This window comes from Pseudomonas sp. Pseusp88, from assembly GCF_047303955.1.
In the GTDB taxonomy this organism is placed as follows: Bacteria; Pseudomonadota; Gammaproteobacteria; order Pseudomonadales; family Pseudomonadaceae; genus Aquipseudomonas.
Map to the genome: position 1 here is coordinate 143591 of NZ_JBGLYM010000003.1, position 18296 is coordinate 161886.

The window sequence follows — 18296 nt, forward strand, 5'->3', positions numbered from 1 at the left end:
TGACAGGACGCAGCAGCACCATTGCAGTGCCGCTGAAGCCTCGGCTACTCGTTATTGGTGCTCTACAACCTGCGCACCTGCCGCACGATGGGCATTAATCAACTTGGCTGCCAGTTCCTGATTCTTCGCCTCGGCATCAGCCTTGCTGCTGAATGGGCCGATCAGGATGCGGCGCTTGGCGTCGATCTGGAACGGATAGCCGTGTTCCAGCAGCCAGGCCGTAATATCGGTGAGGGCTTCGGTCGCCACGACCTCCACGTCCCACTGCGGCCCTGTCGCCACAGCCGCGACAGGGGCTGGTGCAGCAGCAGGGGTTTTGTCCGGCTTGCCCGAATCACATCCGGCCACGGCCAGTACCGCCAATATCAATACCATCTTGCGCACGTCGACATGCTCCTCTTTATGAAGTGGCGCGAGTCTATCACCCCGGTTTTTTTCCGTTGCCCCACAACAGCGGATTTATTTACCCAGGCGGCCGACGAATGGTGAACGGCGACGGTACCCTGCGGTCAATCTGAGTAGCGCGCAGCACGCTCGCCTGCGACAAACAGTCGCGACAAAAACGAGCCTGAACGCGACGAAACCGGTATCTTTGCGCGCTTGAGCTTATTCAGCACTTCCTCATGACGGCATCGACCACTTTGCACCCCATGAAAGATCGTTCGGACTTGATCATTTGCGAGCACTGCGACTCTCTTTACGAAGCGCCGTCACTGCAAAAAGGCGAAGCGGCCTACTGCGTTCGCTGTGACGCCATCCTCGGGCGTGGGCATCGCCTGAGCATCGAACAATTGCTGGCCCTGACCATCGCCGCCGCACTGCTGTTCGTATTTGCCAACTTTTTCCCCGTGATCAGCATCAGCCTCAAGGGGCTGGGCAATCAAGTGACCCTGTGGCAGTCCGTCGAAGCCCTGGCCCAAGGCCGTATCACATTGATTGCCCTGGTAGCGGGGCTGGCGATTATCCTTGCCCCTCTGCTGCAGATCGCCCTGTTGTTCTGGCTCTTGCTGTATGCCCATCGCGGCATTGCCGCGCCGGGCTTCAAGTTATGCATGCGCACTCTGGAACATCTGCGCCCGTGGAGCATGCTGGAGGTCTGCCTGCTGGGCATTCTGGTGGCAATCGTCAAGCTGGGTGGCATGCTCGATGTGCACCCCGGCCTGGGCCTGTGGGCCATGGCCATGCTGATGGTGTTGATCATTCTGATCGCAGGCAAGGATATCCGCCGACTGTGGGATGAACCCGGGGTGCGACCGACATGAATGGCATCCCCTTCGCCCGCGAACACGATGTCTGCCTGTGCCACACCTGCGGCTATGTGTGCCCGGCCGAGACTACCACCTGTCCGCGCTGCGAAGCTTCGGTGCATGCACGCAAGCCCAACAGCATCGCCCGGACCTGGGCGTTCCTGATCGCCGGCCTGATTTTCTATATTCCGGCCAACCTGATGCCGGTGATGTTCACGACACTGTTCGGCAGCAGCAGCCAGAACACCATCATGAGTGGCGTGCTTGAATTCATCGAGGGCGGCTCCTGGGACATCGCCCTGCTGATTTTCATCGCCAGCGTGGTGGTGCCCTGCCTGAAGTTCGTCGTGCTCGGCACCCTGCTGGTAACGGTCCAGCGCCGCAGTACCTGGGCCATGCGTGAACGCGCGCGGCTGTATCGTTTCATAGAGCTGATCGGTTACTGGTCCATGCTCGATGTACTGGTGGTGGCGTTGGTCGCCGCACTGGTGCAATTTCGCGAGTTGAGCACCATAGAGCCGCGCATCGGTATTCTTTTTTTTGGTCTGGTGGTGGTGATGACCATGTTCGCCGCCATGAGTTTCGATCCCCGGCTTATCTGGGATGCAGAGGTTGAAGATGTCTGACAATGCCCTACCCCCTTCGCCTGCCCGTCCTGCGGTGAAACGCCGTGGCGCACGCATATCCCTGATCTGGCTGGTGCCCATCGTCGCCGGGCTGATCGGCCTGTCCATGGCCGTGCATGACTGGATGAATGTCGGGCCGAAGATCACAGTCACCTTCCGCACTGCCGAAGGTCTCGAGGCCAACAAGACCCAGGTCAAGTACAAGAACGTGGTGATAGGTACGGTGACAGCCATCACCCTGAGCGACGACCGCACCCACGTGCTGACCACCATCGAGCTGAATAACAGCGCCGCGCCGTTCACCCGCAAGGACAGCCACTACTGGGTGGTACGTCCGCGAATCGGCGCCCATGGCATCACCGGCATCGACACCCTGTTGTCCGGTGCCTTCATTGCCGCCGATGCAGGCAGTAACGAAGAAACCACCGACCGTTTCGCCGGTCTTGAAACGCCGCCGCCGGTCAGCTTCGGCGAGAAAGGCAAACGCTTCATCCTGCACACAGACGACCTTGGCTCTCTGGATATTGGCTCGCCCATCTATTACCGGCGTATTCAGGTTGGTCAGGTGGTGTCCTATCACCTGGCCAAGGAAGGCAAAGGCGTCGATGTAGAGATCTTCATCAACTCGCCCAACGATCAGTACATCACTACCGATACCCGCTTCTGGAATGCCAGCGGCGTAGACGTGAGCATTGGCGCAGCCGGCCTGAAGATTGACACCCAGTCCCTGACTTCGATCATTTCCGGCGGTATCGCTTTCCGCGAACCCAATTACAGCCCCGACTCGAAACCGGCCGAAGCCAATGCCGAGTTCACCATTTTCGATGACCAGGCCACGGCCCTGGCCCCGCCCGACGGCGATGCCCGCTATATCCGCATGCGCTTTGATCAGTCCCTGCGCGGGCTGGTGGTTGGCGCTCCGGTGGACTTCCTCGGGGTGAATATCGGCAAAGTGGTCTCGGTGGACCTGGACTACGACACCAAGACCCAGACCTTCCCCGGCATCATCGGTGCAGTGATCTATCCCAAACGTCTGGGCGCGGCCAACGCCAAGCTTGAGAAAATCGGTGGCACGGGCGACCCGGATGAAATCAGCGCGCGCATTCTTGGCGGCTTCGTCGAACATGGCCTGCGCGCGCAGATCCGCAACGGCAACCTGCTGACCGGACAGTTGTATATCGCCATGGACTTCGACCCCAAGGCGCCCAAGGTTGCTTTCAATCCAAAATCGCGTCCCCTGGAGATCCCCACTATCCCGGGCAGCTTCGATAAGGTGCAGGAGCAATTGCAGACCTTCGTCGACAAGTTGAGCAAGTTGCCGATCGATCAGGTAGCAACCAACCTCAATGGCAGCCTGGTGGAATTGCAGAAGACCATGAAAACGGTCAACAGCGACGTCCTGCCGCAAATGCGCGGTACCCTGCAACAGGTACAGAAAACCCTCGCCACCGCCAACGACTCCCTGGGTGAAGACTCCGCGCCGCGTCAGCAGTTGAGTCAGGCCATGGACGAAGTGCAACGCACAGCGCGCTCTGTACGGGTTCTGACCGACTACCTGGGCCGCCATCCTGAGGCCCTGATTCGCGGTCGTACCGGCGATGCCGCACCAGGCTCCTACAAAGCCGCCCCCTCCTCTCGTGAAATTGCCCCGGAGCCAGAACAATGACCCTGCGCCTTAAACCCATGTTGTTGGCCGGTGCGCTGGGAATCAGCGCCTGTACCTCCCAGCCGACCCATTACTACACCCTGGTTGCTCCACTGCCGCTGCAACAAAGCCCGCCATCAGCAACACCGCTGCAACTGGAAATGCTGCCGGTCATTCTGCCGGTGCAGGTCGATCAGCCAGCACTGGTGGTGCGCCAGAGCAATGGCAGCCTGGTCATTCTGGAAGGCGAGCGCTGGGGGGCGCCCCTGGCCGACGAGTTCCATGACGCTCTGACCGCCCAGCTGGAACAGCGCCTGGGCACCCGTGATCTGGCGGGACTGCCGAAAAACAGCGAGCAACCGGTGCTTTCGGTGCGTACCGATGTACGTCGTTTCGAATCAATCCCCGGTCAATATGCCCTGATCGACGTGGTATGGAGCCTGAGCCTGCGTAACAGTGGGCCTAAACGACAGAACCTGACCTGCAGCAGTCTGGTTCGTGAGACGGCAGGCAGCAGCATGGAGAATCTGGTCGTCGCCCACCAGCACGCGGTAGGCAAACTGGCGACCCTGATAAGCACGACAGCAAAACAGTGGACACAACAGGGTGTAGCGAAATGCCCTTAGTCAACGAGTCCAGCTCTCGTTTGATGAAATGCGCCTCGCGCAACGACTTTAAAAGCACATGCGAATATGATGGAATCGTTGATGACCGACCAGTCATCGACGTGACCATCCGTCCTCGGCCCAGTCAGCAATGCCCAGAGATAGCACGTGTACTCTCAATCCCGCCGTTCTGAGGAAATCGCCTCCTTTAGAGCGGGCATTTAGCCATGCAAGTAAAAGTACTGTAATCCAGGCACTTAATTAGTTTATAAGTGAGGATGAATCGTACAAATTCGTACAAAAAACTATTCCTGTACCCAGCGGGAAAGGCGTATCTTTGTAACTACGGGTGACTGCTGGACTGTCGACTCAGGGTTCTACTACAAACGGCAGTACGAACTTTTGATACTGAAGACCGTAAAGCGATCAAGGTCTTTGTGATTTAACAGGAACTATCTATGTCAGGGATTGGGCAACGTCTCAAACAAGAGCGACTAAGGCTCAAACTTTCACAAAGCGCATTGGGCGCCATTGGCGGTGTCGAAACCAATGCACAGGGTAATTACGAGAATGGCGTGCGCTCCCCGCGGGCGGATTATTTGTCCCGGGTCGCTGAGGTCGGTGTCGACGTTGCCTATGTTGTAACCGGCATGAGTCTTTCGGCTGGGACCCTTTCACTGGGCGCCGATGGCTTTTCCCCCAAGGACTCCCAAACCTGGCTCAACCCCGGTGCCGAGCGTGTTGCCAAAGTGATATCGCGCCTGCATATGAATTTGCACGATATGACCGACAATCTGTATCAGTTGACGCAACTGGCTCAATCGCGCGTCGATGACGACAAGATAGCGCAACAGCAGAGCCAGCTGGAGAGCATCCAGAATGACGCCGAGAGCCTTGCCGTGGCCATCATGCGCCTGATCTTTGTCACTTCACGTCTGAGTTGAGGCTGCCCGGATCCAGGCAGCACTCAGTCAGGTATGGGCCGCCTTAACGCCGCTTCAGTCGATCGATGATCACCGCCAGCAACAGAATCGTGCCGCGTATCACGTACTGATAGAAAGTATCGATATTCTTCAGGTTCATCGCATTCTCGATGATTGCCAGGATCAGCACCCCGGCAATCACGTGGCGAATCATGCCGATCCCGCCGCTCAGGGACACCCCGCCCAGTACGCAGGCGGATATCACCGTCAGCTCGAAGCCCTGGCCAATCATCGGCTGGCCTGAGGTCATGCGTGAGGCCAGCACAACACCCGCCAGTGCACCGATCAGGCCATGCACGGCAAAGATGATGATCTTGGTCCGGTCAACATGTACACCGGCCAGCAATGCAGCTTCCTGATTGCCACCGATGGCCAGAGTGTTGCGCCCGTAAGTGGTGTAATTCAGCAACCAACCGAAGAACATGAAGCAGACGATGGTGATCAGGATCGGCACCGGCACGCCGAACAATTGGCCATTGCCGAAAACGAAGAAGTCTTCGTTCGACACCCCGACCGCCTTGCCGCTGGAAAAGATGTAGGCCAGGCCGCGAACGATCTGCATGGTCGCCAGGGTCGTGATCAGCGCGTTGATACGCAGTTTGGCAATGACAATACCGTTGATCAGCCCGACGATCAGGCCCATGGCCAGGGCGGCGGAGATACCGAGAAATACGCTGTCGGTATCGCGCATGACAATCCCGGCAATCACCCCGGCACAGGCCAGCACCGAACCGACCGACAGGTCAAAGTGCCCGGAAGCCAGGCAGAACAGCATGGTGCAGGCGGCGATGCCGACCGTGGAAATGGCCAGGCCGAGGCCGCGCATGTTCAGCGGTGAGAGAAAATTATCGATCAACAGTGCGCACAGCACGAAGATCCCCAGGGCTGCCAGGAGCATCACCCATTCATCAAAAAAACGCCGCAGGTTCAGGCCCTGACGGGGAGCCCGCAGGCTGGTTTCGCTAGACATACGCACCTCTTTCTTATTTTTCACGGTGTAATTCACGCCGGCATTAAAGGTAAGGCTCAGCCGCGGCTGCGCGGCAGGGCCAGTTGCAACAAACGTGATTCATCGGCTTCGTCACGCATCAACTCGCCGGTGATCGCACCTTCGCTCATGACCAGGATACGATCGGCAATACCCATGACTTCCATCAGGTCGCTGGACACGACAATGACCGCGATGCCTTGGGCCGCCAGGTTATGAATGATCTGATAGATCTCGGACTTGGCCCCGATATCAATGCCCCGGGTCGGCTCGTCGAGCAGAAGCACCTTCATCGGCATCGACAGCCAACGGCCGAGAATGGCCTTCTGCTGGTTGCCACCGGACAGGAACATGATCTGCTGGTCCGCCGAGGGCGTCTTGACGTTCATTGCCTGAATCTGCTGCCGGGCGTTATCACGCTCCCAGCGGCCCTGAATCAGACAACCCAGACTGACATGCCGCGGTCGCGCACCGATATTGATGTTTTCGGCCACGCTGGACAGAGGCACAATGCCTTCCTTCTTGCGATCCTCCGGGCACAGCAGGATGCCGGCACCGATCGCATCCCGTGGCGAACGCAAGGTCAGCGCCTTGCCTTCCAGTTGCAGAGTCCCCGCAGTACTGCGCGAGAGCCCCGAGAGCAGACGAAACAGCTCGGTACGCCCGGCACCGACCAGACCGAAGAAGCCCAGCACTTCGCCCTTCTCTACTGCAAAGCTGACCGGCTCCTGCAAGCCCGGCCCGAGCAGGCCGGTCACCCGCAGGCTCGGCCCCTGATGCTCACGCGCCCGATAATTGTAGATGTCCTGGATGTCGCGCCCGACCATGCAGGTCACCAGCCGGTCATGGTCCAGCTCAGCCATGTTCTCGAAGGTACGTACGAAACGACCGTCCTTGAAAACGGTAACGGCGTCGCAGATGCGGAAGATTTCTTCCATGCGGTGCGAGACATACAGAATCACCCGCCCCTCATCCCGCAGCCGGCTGATGATTGCCATCAAGCGGTCGATTTCCCGGGCCGACAGACTGCTGGTCGGTTCGTCGAAGGCAATCACATGGGCATTGCGCGACATGGCCTTGACAATCTCGACCAACTGCCGCTGCCCCAGGGACAGATTGCCCAGGCGCATGGCCGGGTCGATCTCGTCAGCCAGGCCCTTGAGCAGCTCGCCAGCCTGACGCAGCATGGCCCGGCGATTGAGCAGGCCCATGCGGTTGGGCATATGACCCAACAGCAGATTTTCCGCCACGCTCATTTCCGGGACCAGGTGCAACTCCTGGTGAATCACCGCCACTCCGGCAGCAATGCTGTCGGCGGTGGATTTAAAGGCCAGGGTCTGTTCGCCGATCTGCAGGTCGCCACTATTGGGCTGGTATGAGCCACCGAGGATCTTCAGCAGGGTCGATTTACCCGCGCCGTTTTCGCCCATCAACGCATGGACAGTGCCGGGCCGGGCTTCAAAACTGATATCCGACAGCGCCTTCACGCCGGGAAACGTCTTGCCGATCCCATTGAAGCGAAGGCTGCCGCCGATTGTTGCCTGTTGCTTGATCGCTTGCTGATGCATATCACCTCCTGCCTGTGGGAGCCGGCTTGCTGGCGATAGCGTCGGCTCAACCAATGAAGGGTTGCCTGACCTGCGATCGCCAGCAAGCTGGCCCCTGCCTGATTACGGGTACTTACTTGTACAGACCAATTTTGGTCAGCACTTCCTTGAAGTTTTCCCGGGTGATCAGCGTTACGTCGTCCATCGCGGTGTATTTGGCAGGCTCCTTGCCAGTGGTGACCCACTCATACATCTGCAAGGCGGTGTTGTAGCCTTCCTTGTCCGGGCTGGGCAGCATCGAACCATAGAAGCCGCTTTTGGCTTTCTTCAGCTCATCAATGGCATCGGTGCCGTTGATACCGATGCCGATGACATTGTCCGGCGTAAATCCGGCACCTGCCGTGGCGCGCACACCGCCAAGTACCGTGTTGTCATTCATGCCGCCGACAATCAGCTTCTTGGCCGCCGCAGGCAGTTTCGGCAGGGCCGCGTTGGTGGCGTCCATGCTGCCCGGTACATCGAGGGTTTTCTGCGGCGTAAAGAGGATGTGGTCTTCAGGCAGGCCAGCTTTTTTCAACGCATCCACCGAACCATCGGTGCGCTTCTTGCCAGTGTCCAGCTCGTTGTAGGTATTGATGATCGCGTAGGTTTCTTTCCAGTCCCAGTTACGCTTCTTGGCTTCATCGGCCATGGCCGCGCCCTGCTTCTGACCAACCTCGAAGGCTGCCATGCCCAGGTACGGCACGTCTTCCATAAACTTGCCTTTGGAGTCGACGAAGCGATCATCCACGGCCATGACTTTCAGACCATTGGCCTTGGCTTTGGCGACGATGGCAGGGCCCAGAGAGACATCAGGCGGGCAGATGACAAAGCCCTTGGCGCCGTTGGCAGCCAGGTTGTCGATCGCGGTCAGGGTTTTTTCGCCGTCAGGCACGGCGATCTTGATCACCTCGAATCCATGATCCTGCCCGGCCTTCTCGGCAAATTGCCATTCGGTCTGGAACCAGGGTTCTTCGGCTTGTTTGACGAGGAAGCCGATCTTCACTTTATCGGCAGCGGATGCACCGGCCCCCATGCCGAGGATGGCAGTGGCGACGGCGACACAGCACAGGGAACGAATCCCGTGGCGACTCAACATAGCTAACTCCTTATTTTTATTGAATAGCTACAGCGTCCAGCATTTTTTTGGTTCGGTTGCAGGCCCATGGCAGCGGTCCGACAACCTCGTTAGAAAACCACACATCCAGTCATATCATATTATCAATCGACACTATGTAACCGAGTGTCACTTGCACTGACCTGTATCGCCTCTCGGGCAAACGAACCCGAGATCACCTCCGCCGCCTGTTCGATCAGGGTCATGCAGGCCCAGACACCGCGTGCCGCATCGCGGCTGGCAATAGCATCGGCCAGCTCCTTGTGCAGCGGCAGCGTCCTGCCCAGCTCCCCCGGCACCGCCGACGAGACTTCGAAGGACACCGCCAGCAACGCTCCGACAGCAGGCAACATTTGCTCGATGAACTGGTTGTGGCTTGCCGCCAGCACCTGTTCATGAAACTGGCGGTCCGCCAGGTTGTAATCACCCTTGTCCGCCACTGAACGTTCCAGCACCCCATACGCTGCGTGGATCGCCGCAATCTGCGCGGGTGTAGCCCGTTCGCAAGCCCAGCGCACCGCCATGGGTTCGATGGTGCGGCGCAGGTCCAGCAGATCCTTGACGAAGCCTTCCGTCAGCCCCTTGCGCGCCAGCCAACCCACGACCTGAGGATCGAACAGATTCCACTGGCGCACCGGCAAAACCCGCGTACCGACCTTCGGCCCCACTTCGAGCATGCCCTTGGCCACCAGGGTCTTGATCGCCTCACGCAATACCGTACGGCTGACGCCCAGTTCTTCGCACAACGCCGCTTCGACCTTGAGAGTCTGGCCTGGCTCAACGTGCCCTGCAGCAATCCAGGTGCCTAGCCGGTCTACCGTTGAATCATGAAAATTACTGCGCATGGCCCTGGCACTCCGCTGGCTTCTGGTCTTAGCTGGAGGCTAATCATCACACCATTGAGTGTCAAACCGGCAAAAAATACCGCTTCTGCCCAGGCCAGCTGTACATTCAGCTACCGACCTACTAAATAGTATTACAATTTAATATTCAAGCTAAGATTTTTGCACTATAAAACGAACTATCCGACGTAAATCACTCAAATAGTATTACCAATTCACCAGCGAGGTCGCTTCAAACCCTGACTTACACAACGCAATCCACCCTTTCAAACAACAACAAAAAAAGGAAAACTCTGATGATCCGTAACCGCTTTGCCACTCCTCTGGGACTGTCCTTGATGATTGCCACCCTCAGCGTCAATGCCGCCGGCCTTGAGCTGGCCAAACCGATTCCGTTCGGCACCACCCGCGACGGCGCTTCGGTCGAGAAATACACCCTGCGCAACAGCCACGGCGTCGAAGCCAACATCATTACCTATGGCGCCACCCTGCAATCGCTGCTGGTGCCGGGTAAAGACGGCAAGGTCGATGATGTGGTCCTGGGCTTCGATGATGTCCAGGGCTATCAGAACAACGGCACGGTGTATTTCGGCGCGACCATCGGTCGTTTCGGCAACCGCCTGGCGGGAGGCAAATTCAGCCTCGATGGCACCACCTACCAGATACCGCTCAACGACAAGACCAACGCCCTGCACGGTGGCACCCAGGGGTTCGACAAGCGTGTGTGGAAGGCCGAGCCAAGCAAGGAGCCGGGCTGGGTCGGGGTGAAGCTGACCTATCTGTCAGCCGATGGTGAAATGGGCTTTCCCGGCAATCTGACCACCGAAGTCACCTACAGCCTCAACGAGAAGAATGAACTGCGCATCCAGTACAAGGCCGTCACCGACAAACCAACGGTGCTGAACCTGACCAACCACAGTTATTTCAACCTGGCGGGTGCAGGCAGCGGCGATGTACTCAAGCAGGTTGCTACGTTGCATGCGGCGCATTACACACCGGTCAATGCCACGTTGATCCCGACCGGGGAATTGGCACCTGTGGCCGGAACGCCGATGGACTTTCTCAAGCCCACCGAGTTCGGCAAACATATAAAGGACGATCATCCGCAATTGAAGTTTGCGGAAGCGAAGCAAGGCGGGTTTGACTTCAACTGGGTGCTGGATACCCAGGGCAAGGTCAGCAAACTTGCCGCAGAAGTGTTCGACCCGGCATCCGGTCGCCGCCTGCAACTTTTTACCACCGAGCCCGGCGTGCAGCTGTACACCGGCAACTTCCTCGATGGCAGCATCAAGGGCAAGGCTGGCAAGGTCTATCCGCACTGGGGCGCGTTTACCCTGGAGACCCAGCACTATCCTGATGCCCCCAACCAGGCGAACTTCCCCAGTACACGCTTGAATCCTGGGCAGACCTACACCCAGACCACTATCTTCAAGTTCGTGCGCTAAACAATGTGGGACCGGCTTTAGCCGGGAAGACATCAGCTCAGACGATAGAAATGTATCGAATGTACTGACTTCTTCCCGGCTAAAGCCGGTCCCACAATCTGAACTGCACCACAGATTGAGCTTTGAGGGCTATTTGCCCTTCATCGCCGCAACCAGCTTGTCGACGTTGTAACGGAACATCTGTGCATAGGTTGCCGCCGGGCCGTCGGCGGGCGACAGCGATTCCACATACAGCTCACCACCCGGCTGGGCGCCGCTGGCGTCAGCGATCTGCTTGACCAGACGCGGATCACCGGAGTTCTCGAAGAAGTAGGCACTGACGTGCTCGGCCTTGATCTGACGGATCAATTTCGACACGTCGGCCGCCGATGGCTCAGCCTCGGTGGAGAAGCCCAGTGGCGACAGGAAGGTCACGCCATAGGCATCGCCGAAGTAACCGAACGCATCATGGGAGGTCAGCACTTTGCGCTGAGCCTTGGGAATCGCCTGGATCTGGGTACGGGCATAGCTGTCCAGTTCCTTCAGCTGGGCAATATAGCGCTCGCCGTTGGCTTTGTACTCGGCAGCCCCGTCCGGGTCGGCCTTGCTAAGGGCAGTGATGATATTGCCGACGTAGATCACACCATTGGCCGCGCTGTTCCAGGCATGGGGATCGGTGATGCGCTTGCCGTCCTCATCCATGCTGCGGGTCTTGATGCCGTTGGACAGCACCACTGGTTGCCCCTTGTAGCCCGACGCCTTGATCAACCGGTCCAGCCAGCCTTCCAGATGCAGGCCACTGACGAAGGTGACGTCGGCCTGCTTCAACGCCTGGGCGTCAGCCGGGGTTGGCTCGTAGACATGGGGATCGCCGTTGGGACCGATCAGCGAGGTGACATGCACGCGGTCGCCGCCAACGTTGTGCACCATGTCGGCGATAACGGTGAAGGTTGCTACCGCTTCCAGGGGCTTGGCCTGGGCCAGTACAGAAAACGCAGACAGCGCAAAGGCAGCCATTGCGCCCAATAGCATGGATTTCTTCATGATCTTCCTTCTCGGTGAGGGTGCTTTTTCAGTTAATCAGGTGAGGTTTGGGGAACAATCGACGCAGGATCCCTGTGCGTCCGAACAACAACGAAAACCCGTAGAAGGCACTGGCCGTCAGAACGATGGCGGGGCCGGAAGCAACGCCCATGTGGTAAGAGACGATCAGCCCGATAAAGCCGGACAACGTCGCTACCAGGGTCGAAATCAGCATCAGTGCGCCCAGTGAACTGGCCCAGAAGCGCGCCGCCGTAGCAGGCAGCATCATCATGCCCACGGCCATCAGGGTACCGAGGGCCTGGAACCCGGCCACCAGATTGAGCACCACCAACAGCAGGAACAACACGTGATACAGCGAACCGCGCCCGCCCACGGCACGCAGAAAGCCGGGGTCGAAGCACTCCAGTACCAGCGGTCGGTAGATCAGCGCCAGCAGCACCAGGGTAAAGGAGGCAATGGCACCGACCATGAAGATCGCGTCGGAGTCGATGGCCAGAATGGTGCCGAACAAGACGTGCAGCAGGTCAACGTTGGAACCGTGCAGCGACACGATCAACACTCCAGCGGCCAGCGACGTCAGGTAGAAACTGGCAAAGCTGGCGTCTTCGCGCAGGCTGGTCAGGCGGCTGACCAGGCCCGACAGCAGCGCCACCGACAGTCCGGCGATCATGCCGCCAAAGCCCATGGCCGGCAGCGACAGCCCGGCAAACAGGAAACCCACCGCCGCCCCCGGCAACACGGCATGGCTCATGGCATCGCCGACCAGGCTCATGCGCCGCAGCATCAACAGCACACCCACAGGACCGGAACCGATGCCCAAGGCCAGGCAGGCCACCAGGGCCCGGCGCATGAAGCCGAACTCCACGAAAGGCTGGATCAGTCCGTCATATAGCGTCATGAGCGACCTCCAGTGGAATCGTCCGCGTCAGCGGCGCAAAGCTCGGCGTCGGCGCTCCAGAACTCGGCCATATTGCGCGCCCGACGCAGGTTTTCCACGCTCAGGACCTCGGCGGTGCTGCCCCAGGCAATGGCTTCACGGGCCATCAATAAGGTTTGCGGGAAGTGCTGGCGCACCTGATCGATATCGTGGAGCACGGCAATCACCGTCCGCCCCTGGCCATGCCAGGCGCGCACCAGTTGCAGCAAGTCATTGGTGGTACGGGCATCGATGGCGGTAAACGGCTCATCAAGCAGAATCACCGCCGCGTCCTGCAGCAACAGCCGGGCAAACAATACGCGCTGAAACTGCCCCGAAGACAGCGAGCCAATGCTGCGCCCCTCGAAGCCTTCCAGACCGACCGCCTGCAACGACTCGCGAGTGCGGCGCCCCTGATCACGGCTCAAGCCGCGAAACGGGCCGATGCTGCGCCAAGCGCCCATGGCCACGGTGTCGGCCACGCTCAACGGGAAACTGCGGTCGATCTCCGCCGCCTGAGGCAGATAGCCCAGGGTATGGGTCGCCAGGGCTCCACGATCGACGCGCCCTTCTGCCGGTTTCATGGTCCCGGCAATGGCCTTGATCAGGGTCGATTTGCCGGCACCATTGGGGCCGACAATCGCCGTGAGACTGCCTGCCTCGAAGCGCCCGCTGAGGTGATGCACTGCCGGGCGCCGCTCGTAGGCGACGGTGAGGTTATCCAACGCGATGGCTGCACTCATGGAATCGCCACCGCCCAGGCAATGGCCAGCCACAACAGGACCAGCATGGCCATGGCCAGCAGCAAACGGTGCACAGCGGATCGGGCCAGCATCGAGCCGGTGATGGAAGGAACGCGGGGAGCTTTCACGAGAGGGTAACCTGCAACCATTTGTTACAGTATTACATAGCAAAATCCATAATGTTACTAGATAACATTAGTTTTTTTTCATCTTCACCAATCGTACCTGTGGGAGCGAATTCATTCGCGAAAGCGGTGTTCCAAGCAATAAATATGCTTCGGATGTACCGGCCTCTTCGCGAATGAATTCGCTCCCACAAAATTGGCTTCCACCTTTTTTAGCGGCGCTTTAGATCGCAGCAAACCCTCGCTGCAAATCTGCAATCAGATCGTTCACATCCTCCAGTCCGATATGCAAACGCAACACCGGATTCAACCCGCGATCTGCCGCATTATCCCGATCCTTCAACCCCGCCACCGTAACCAGGCTTTCATACCCGCCCCACGATGCGCCCAGGCCAAACAGCTGCAATGCGCCGATAAAGCCATCGAGCTGAAGTGGATCATTGTCCCGCAACTCAAAGGACAACAGACCGTTGCTGCCGCTGAAGTCGCGCTGCCACAGGGCGTGATTCGGGTGCTCAGGCAAGGCCGGATGGAAGACCTGTCTGACCTGCGGCTGCGCCTGCAACCAGTGGGCAACCTGCAACGCTTGACGCTGATGTACGTCCAGTCTGGCGGCCATGGTGCGGGCGCCACGCAGGATCAGGTAAGCGTCATCGGGACTGACCGTGGTGCCGAAGGTATCGCTCATGTTCGCCAGCGGCTGCCAGACTTCTTCACGGGTGCAGACGCTGCCCATGACCACATCGCTATGGCCGCACAGGTACTTGGTCAGGGCCATGATGGAAATATCCGCACCCAGTTGCAGCGGCCGGTACAGATACGCCGAGCCCCAGGTGTTGTCCACGGCCAGCAGGATTCCCCTTGGCTTGCACAGTGCAGCAATGACTGGCAGATCACACAGTTCATAGAGCAGCGAACCCGGTACTTCGGCATAGACCATACGGGTGTTGCTCTTGAGCTGCGCTTCCAGGCCCTGACCATCGGCGGCGAAATAATCCACTTCGATGCCAAACGGCACCAGGAACTCCCGCACCAGTTGGCGTACCGGCGAATACACCGCGTCGGTAATCAGCACATGATCGCCGGGACGCAGGTAGGCCAGGAACGTCTGCGCCACTGCGGCAAGACCGGTGCCGAACAGCCTGGTGCGGTAGCCGCCCTCCAGTTCGCTGACCAGATCTTCCAGGGCGAAGGCCGTGGGATTACCCCGGGCCCCGTAGCTCAGGACCCGCTCGGTATCCCGACGCTGACGGGCATCGCGCATCTCGCCGAGGCTGTTGAACAGCACAGTGCTCAAGCGCGTGACCGGCACGTTGACCGGACGACCGCCCTCGCCTTTCTCCGTTCGCGCGGCATGTACCAGGCGGGTCGCTACTTGCTCAGTTGACGACTTTTTTCCGTGCAAAGGCTTGAGGCTGCGTACCTCCTGTTCAGTCATTTGCGCCAACAGGCCAATTTCCCAAGCCAGGTATTGTCGCGCCGCATCCTTGTTACCGGAATGGCGGTCGTGGGTGAAGAACAGGAAATCGATGCATTGCTCGTTGGCCGGATTGGCCGGATCTTCCTGGACCGACAGGCCTGCCGCTTGCCACTGCGCAATATCGCCTGCCAACCGGCGCGCTTGTTGCTGCTGCGCGCTCGGCAACTCAGTCAGAGCCAATTGCGCGATACGCGGGTCATCGGCCACCAGCACCAATGGCCGGGTTTCAGCGGCGACAGCCTTGGCCAGCAGCGGCCGGATCGACCACCTCGCCCCGCAAATATGACCTTTGCGGAAGGCCATGCTCGCACGCAAATCGATCAGCGCTACGGCATCGTCGCGCAAGGCGGCAGCCAGGGTTTGCGCATCGATCTGCGCCAGAGTCGCCTGCGGAGCATTCGCGACCGGCAGTGCCAATCCACTGTGAATACCTTCGGCCAGGACATAAGCCTCATGCCCCAGTTGCCGCAGCCAGCTGGCGACAATGGGTGCACGAATGCCATCGGCGTCAACCAGCACCAACCGCGCGCCACGCACACCGACATACAGATCGGTGGACTGGATCAACTGGCCGCCCGGCGTGTGCTGTGCGCCCTGCAGAGTGCCTGCGGCAAACTCCTCGGCGGTACGGACATCGCAAAGGAACAGGCTACGCCCGGCGTCACTGGCCCAGGCCTGAACCTGCGCGGCGCTGACGGTTGGCACGCCCGCTCGTTGTGCCAATGCTCTCGCAGCCTGACGGGGCTGCTCCAATTCAGCATGACCATCCACTTCGGGATAATGCCGGGTGCTGCCGTGCTCCAGCGGCAGATCGGCAAGGAACCAACCCTGGGTGCCGTTTTCCAGGGCATAGACCGGGTTCTTCACGCCGAGATCGATCAGGGTCTGGGCACCGATAATGCTGCGAGTGCGCCCGGCGCAATTGACCACGATGGGCGTGGTGTCGTCCTTGACCAGTTCATGCAGGCGATATCCCAGCTCGCCATTGGGGCAACACAGGGAACCGGGAATGGTCATCTTGCGGTATTCGTCGAACGGCCGACCGTCGAGCAAGACCAGGGGTTCGCCACGGGCCTGCCATGCGGCCAGGTCAGTGGCGCTGATGTGGGGTGTATGGCTGGCTTCTTCGACCAGCTCGCCAAAGGCCTTGGACGGCACATGCACCCCGGCGAACAGCTGCAAGCCCGCAGCCTGCCAACCTGCGGCGCCTCCGGCGAGGCTATGTACCTGCGAATAGCCGAGTTCAGCCAGACGCGCGGCAGACCGTGCGGCAACATCGCCGCCGTCTGCATCGTAGATCACCAGGCGCACGGCCGGATTCGGCGCCAATCGCCGGACTTCCAGTTCCAGGCGGCTATAGGGCAGGTTCACCCCATGAAACAGATGCGCTTCACCGTATTGGCCATGCTCACGCACGTCGAACAGGGCAATTTCCTGGCCATCGAACAGCCAGTGCTGAAGTTGCTGGGGGGTGATGGTTTGGTTCATGGGGTTCTCATCAAACAGGAGACAATTACATACATTGGGATGCCCTCCCTGTAGGAGCTGCCGAAGGCTGCGAATGGATTCAAGATCTGTTCGCAGCCTTCGGCAGCTCCTACAGAGATATCCATTTATGCCGGCTTATTGCAGCGCCAGGGACTTCTCGGCAGCGGCCACTTCACGGCCCTTGGCATACGCCCGCTGCACCGCAGGGCGCGCCTTGATGCGTTCACGCCAGGCGTGGATATGCGGGTAGTGCGCCAGGTCCTGGCCCTGACGCAGCGGCTGGATCCACGGGAAGATCGCCATATCGGCAATGGAATATTCGCCTGCCACATAGTCTTGCTGGCCCAGGCGCTTTTCCAACACGCCATACAGCCGGGTCGCCTCGGCATTGAGCAGGTCCAGGGCGAACGGAATCGGCTCGGGAGCCTTTTCCTTGAACAGCTGCAACTGGCTCAGGTACGGGGTGATATGCCCCACCTGCCAGAACAGCCACTCCTGTACCCGCTGACGCTCGACGCTGCCCGGCGCCGGGAGAAAACGCCCGGCCTTGTCCGCCAGGTAATTGAGAATCGCCCCGGACTCGAAAAGGCTCAAAGGCTCACCGCCATTGTCCGGCACATGATCGACAATGGCCGGGATGCGGCCATTGGCACTGATCTGCTGAAAGCTGTCCTGGCGCTGATCGCCGGTACGGATATTGATCGGCAGTACGCGGTAGTCCTGTTCGAGCTCTTCAAGCAGGATCGCGACTTTCAGGCCGTTGCCGGTTGGCCAGTAATAGAAGTCGATCATGCGTAGGCCGGAATCGAAGGCGCCATCTGCGAGGCGTTGTAATTAAGGATCTTGCCTTCGGCGTTGACTCCGTAGCGACCGTTGAGGGACTCCAGCGGGCGGCCGTACAGATGGAAATGCAGGGTCGGCTGTTCACCTTCGACCTTGATACCGTGCAGGTCTTCACCGAGGAAGCTGATCGGCGTACCTGGCTGCACCACCACTTCCTTTTCCAGCTCCAGGCGAGTGAACTGCGGGTCGTCGCCGTCATGGCGGGTCCACACGTAGTTGATCTCCTGACCCTGTACGGCAACGATCACCGCCCAGGTTTCGTGGTTGTGCGGCAGCGTGCTTTTGCCCGGCAGCAGGGAGTTCATGTACAGCGTCGGGGTCTCGCCGTCGTCGTTCAGGCGATAGCGGAAAGCCGTGTCGCCCTCCCCCGGTACTGGCGCAGGGAAGGTGTCGAAGTTGAACAAGTCACGACGCTCGGCCAGTTGCTCCAACAGGGCGACGATTTCCTTCAGGGCTTCGCGGTCAACACCACGCTGGTTGATAACGCGAATATGCTGCAAGAAAGTTTCGACGACTTCACCACGGTTCAAGGTGCTCATACAGGGTGCTCCTGAGTTATTAGTGTTGGAGCGAGGCTTGCCCGCGAACCGAACG

18 protein-coding genes are annotated in these 18296 nt (G+C 59.4%); 6 read left to right on the forward strand and 12 right to left on the reverse strand.

What is annotated here, in order from left to right:
* Nucleotides 1-51 precede the first annotated feature (51 nt).
* Nucleotides 52-375, reverse strand: coding sequence for an SPOR domain-containing protein (locus tag ACCD02_RS05170; RefSeq protein ID WP_413299605.1), 324 nt, complete (start codon nucleotides 373-375; stop codon nucleotides 52-54).
* Nucleotides 376-650: 275 nt separating this feature from the next.
* Here ACCD02_RS05170 and ACCD02_RS05175 point away from each other — a divergent pair, with 275 nt between their 5' ends.
* The 5 genes from ACCD02_RS05175 (at nucleotide 651) to ACCD02_RS05195 (ending at nucleotide 5067) form a co-directional block, all read left to right on the forward strand.
* Nucleotides 651-1262, forward strand: coding sequence for a paraquat-inducible protein A (locus ACCD02_RS05175; RefSeq protein ID WP_413299080.1), 612 nt, complete (start codon nucleotides 651-653; stop codon nucleotides 1260-1262).
* Nucleotides 1259-1873 (forward strand): paraquat-inducible protein A, encoded by a 615-nt coding sequence (locus ACCD02_RS05180; RefSeq protein WP_413299082.1) that lies wholly within the window; start codon nucleotides 1259-1261, stop codon nucleotides 1871-1873. The genes ACCD02_RS05175 and ACCD02_RS05180 overlap by 4 nt, the downstream gene beginning before the upstream one ends.
* A complete protein-coding gene (locus ACCD02_RS05185) occupies nucleotides 1866-3539 on the forward strand; it encodes an intermembrane transport protein PqiB (protein WP_413299084.1) in 1674 nt (557 codons plus the stop codon). Before ACCD02_RS05180 ends, ACCD02_RS05185 begins: the two co-directional genes overlap by 8 nt.
* Nucleotides 3536-4144 carry a membrane integrity-associated transporter subunit PqiC gene (locus ACCD02_RS05190; RefSeq protein ID WP_413299086.1) on the forward strand — a complete coding sequence of 203 codons (609 nt, stop codon included), beginning with the start codon at nucleotides 3536-3538 and terminating at the stop codon, nucleotides 4142-4144. The genes ACCD02_RS05185 and ACCD02_RS05190 overlap by 4 nt, the downstream gene beginning before the upstream one ends.
* A gap of 437 nt (nucleotides 4145-4581) precedes the next feature.
* Nucleotides 4582-5067, forward strand: a complete 486-nt coding sequence (locus ACCD02_RS05195; protein WP_413299088.1) for a helix-turn-helix domain-containing protein — start codon at nucleotides 4582-4584, stop codon at nucleotides 5065-5067.
* Between the two features lie 43 nt (nucleotides 5068-5110).
* Here the strand turns inward: ACCD02_RS05195 and araH are convergent, their stop codons facing one another.
* The 4 genes from araH to ACCD02_RS05215 form a co-directional block, all read right to left on the reverse strand.
* A complete protein-coding gene (araH, locus tag ACCD02_RS05200) occupies nucleotides 5111-6076 on the reverse strand; it encodes an L-arabinose ABC transporter permease AraH (RefSeq protein ID WP_413299090.1) in 966 nt (321 codons plus the stop codon).
* Between the two features lie 56 nt (nucleotides 6077-6132).
* The gene (araG, locus tag ACCD02_RS05205; protein ID WP_413299092.1) at nucleotides 6133-7662 is read right to left on the reverse strand and encodes an L-arabinose ABC transporter ATP-binding protein AraG; all 1530 of its coding nucleotides are present in this window, start codon (nucleotides 7660-7662) and stop codon (nucleotides 6133-6135) included.
* Between the two features lie 112 nt (nucleotides 7663-7774).
* Entirely contained in the window at nucleotides 7775-8779 is a 1005-nt protein-coding gene (locus tag ACCD02_RS05210; protein ID WP_413299094.1) for a substrate-binding domain-containing protein, read from the reverse strand.
* A 122-nt stretch (nucleotides 8780-8901) separates the two neighbouring features.
* Nucleotides 8902-9642: a FadR/GntR family transcriptional regulator gene (locus ACCD02_RS05215; protein ID WP_413299096.1), complete on the reverse strand. Its 741-nt coding sequence runs from the start codon at nucleotides 9640-9642 to the stop codon at nucleotides 8902-8904.
* A gap of 293 nt (nucleotides 9643-9935) precedes the next feature.
* Between ACCD02_RS05215 and ACCD02_RS05220 the strand changes: the two genes are divergently transcribed.
* Complete coding sequence (locus tag ACCD02_RS05220) at nucleotides 9936-11084, forward strand: aldose epimerase family protein (protein ID WP_413299098.1); 1149 nt, start codon at nucleotides 9936-9938, stop codon at nucleotides 11082-11084.
* A gap of 129 nt (nucleotides 11085-11213) precedes the next feature.
* On the opposite strand, the gene ACCD02_RS05225 is transcribed toward ACCD02_RS05220, so the two are convergent.
* From ACCD02_RS05225 to ACCD02_RS05255, 7 genes are all read right to left on the reverse strand, one after another.
* On the reverse strand, nucleotides 11214-12107 hold the full coding sequence (locus ACCD02_RS05225) for a metal ABC transporter substrate-binding protein (protein WP_413299100.1): 894 nt from the start codon (nucleotides 12105-12107) through the stop codon (nucleotides 11214-11216).
* 28 nt (nucleotides 12108-12135) lie between these two features.
* Nucleotides 12136-13005 (reverse strand): metal ABC transporter permease, encoded by an 870-nt coding sequence (locus ACCD02_RS05230; protein WP_413299102.1) that lies wholly within the window; start codon nucleotides 13003-13005, stop codon nucleotides 12136-12138.
* Entirely contained in the window at nucleotides 13002-13766 is a 765-nt protein-coding gene (aztA, locus tag ACCD02_RS05235; RefSeq protein WP_413299104.1) for a zinc ABC transporter ATP-binding protein AztA, read from the reverse strand. The genes ACCD02_RS05230 and aztA overlap by 4 nt, the downstream gene beginning before the upstream one ends.
* Nucleotides 13763-13894 carry a hypothetical protein gene (locus tag ACCD02_RS05240; protein WP_413299106.1) on the reverse strand — a complete coding sequence of 44 codons (132 nt, stop codon included), beginning with the start codon at nucleotides 13892-13894 and terminating at the stop codon, nucleotides 13763-13765. The genes aztA and ACCD02_RS05240 overlap by 4 nt, the downstream gene beginning before the upstream one ends.
* A 220-nt stretch (nucleotides 13895-14114) precedes the next feature.
* Entirely contained in the window at nucleotides 14115-16859 is a 2745-nt protein-coding gene (metC, locus tag ACCD02_RS05245) for a cystathionine beta-lyase (RefSeq protein WP_413299108.1), read from the reverse strand.
* A 135-nt stretch (nucleotides 16860-16994) separates the two neighbouring features.
* Entirely contained in the window at nucleotides 16995-17651 is a 657-nt protein-coding gene (locus tag ACCD02_RS05250; RefSeq protein WP_413299110.1) for a glutathione binding-like protein, read from the reverse strand.
* Nucleotides 17648-18241, reverse strand: a complete 594-nt coding sequence (locus tag ACCD02_RS05255; RefSeq protein WP_413299112.1) for a cysteine dioxygenase — start codon at nucleotides 18239-18241, stop codon at nucleotides 17648-17650. The genes ACCD02_RS05250 and ACCD02_RS05255 overlap by 4 nt, the downstream gene beginning before the upstream one ends.
* Between the last annotated feature and the right edge of the window lie 55 nt (nucleotides 18242-18296).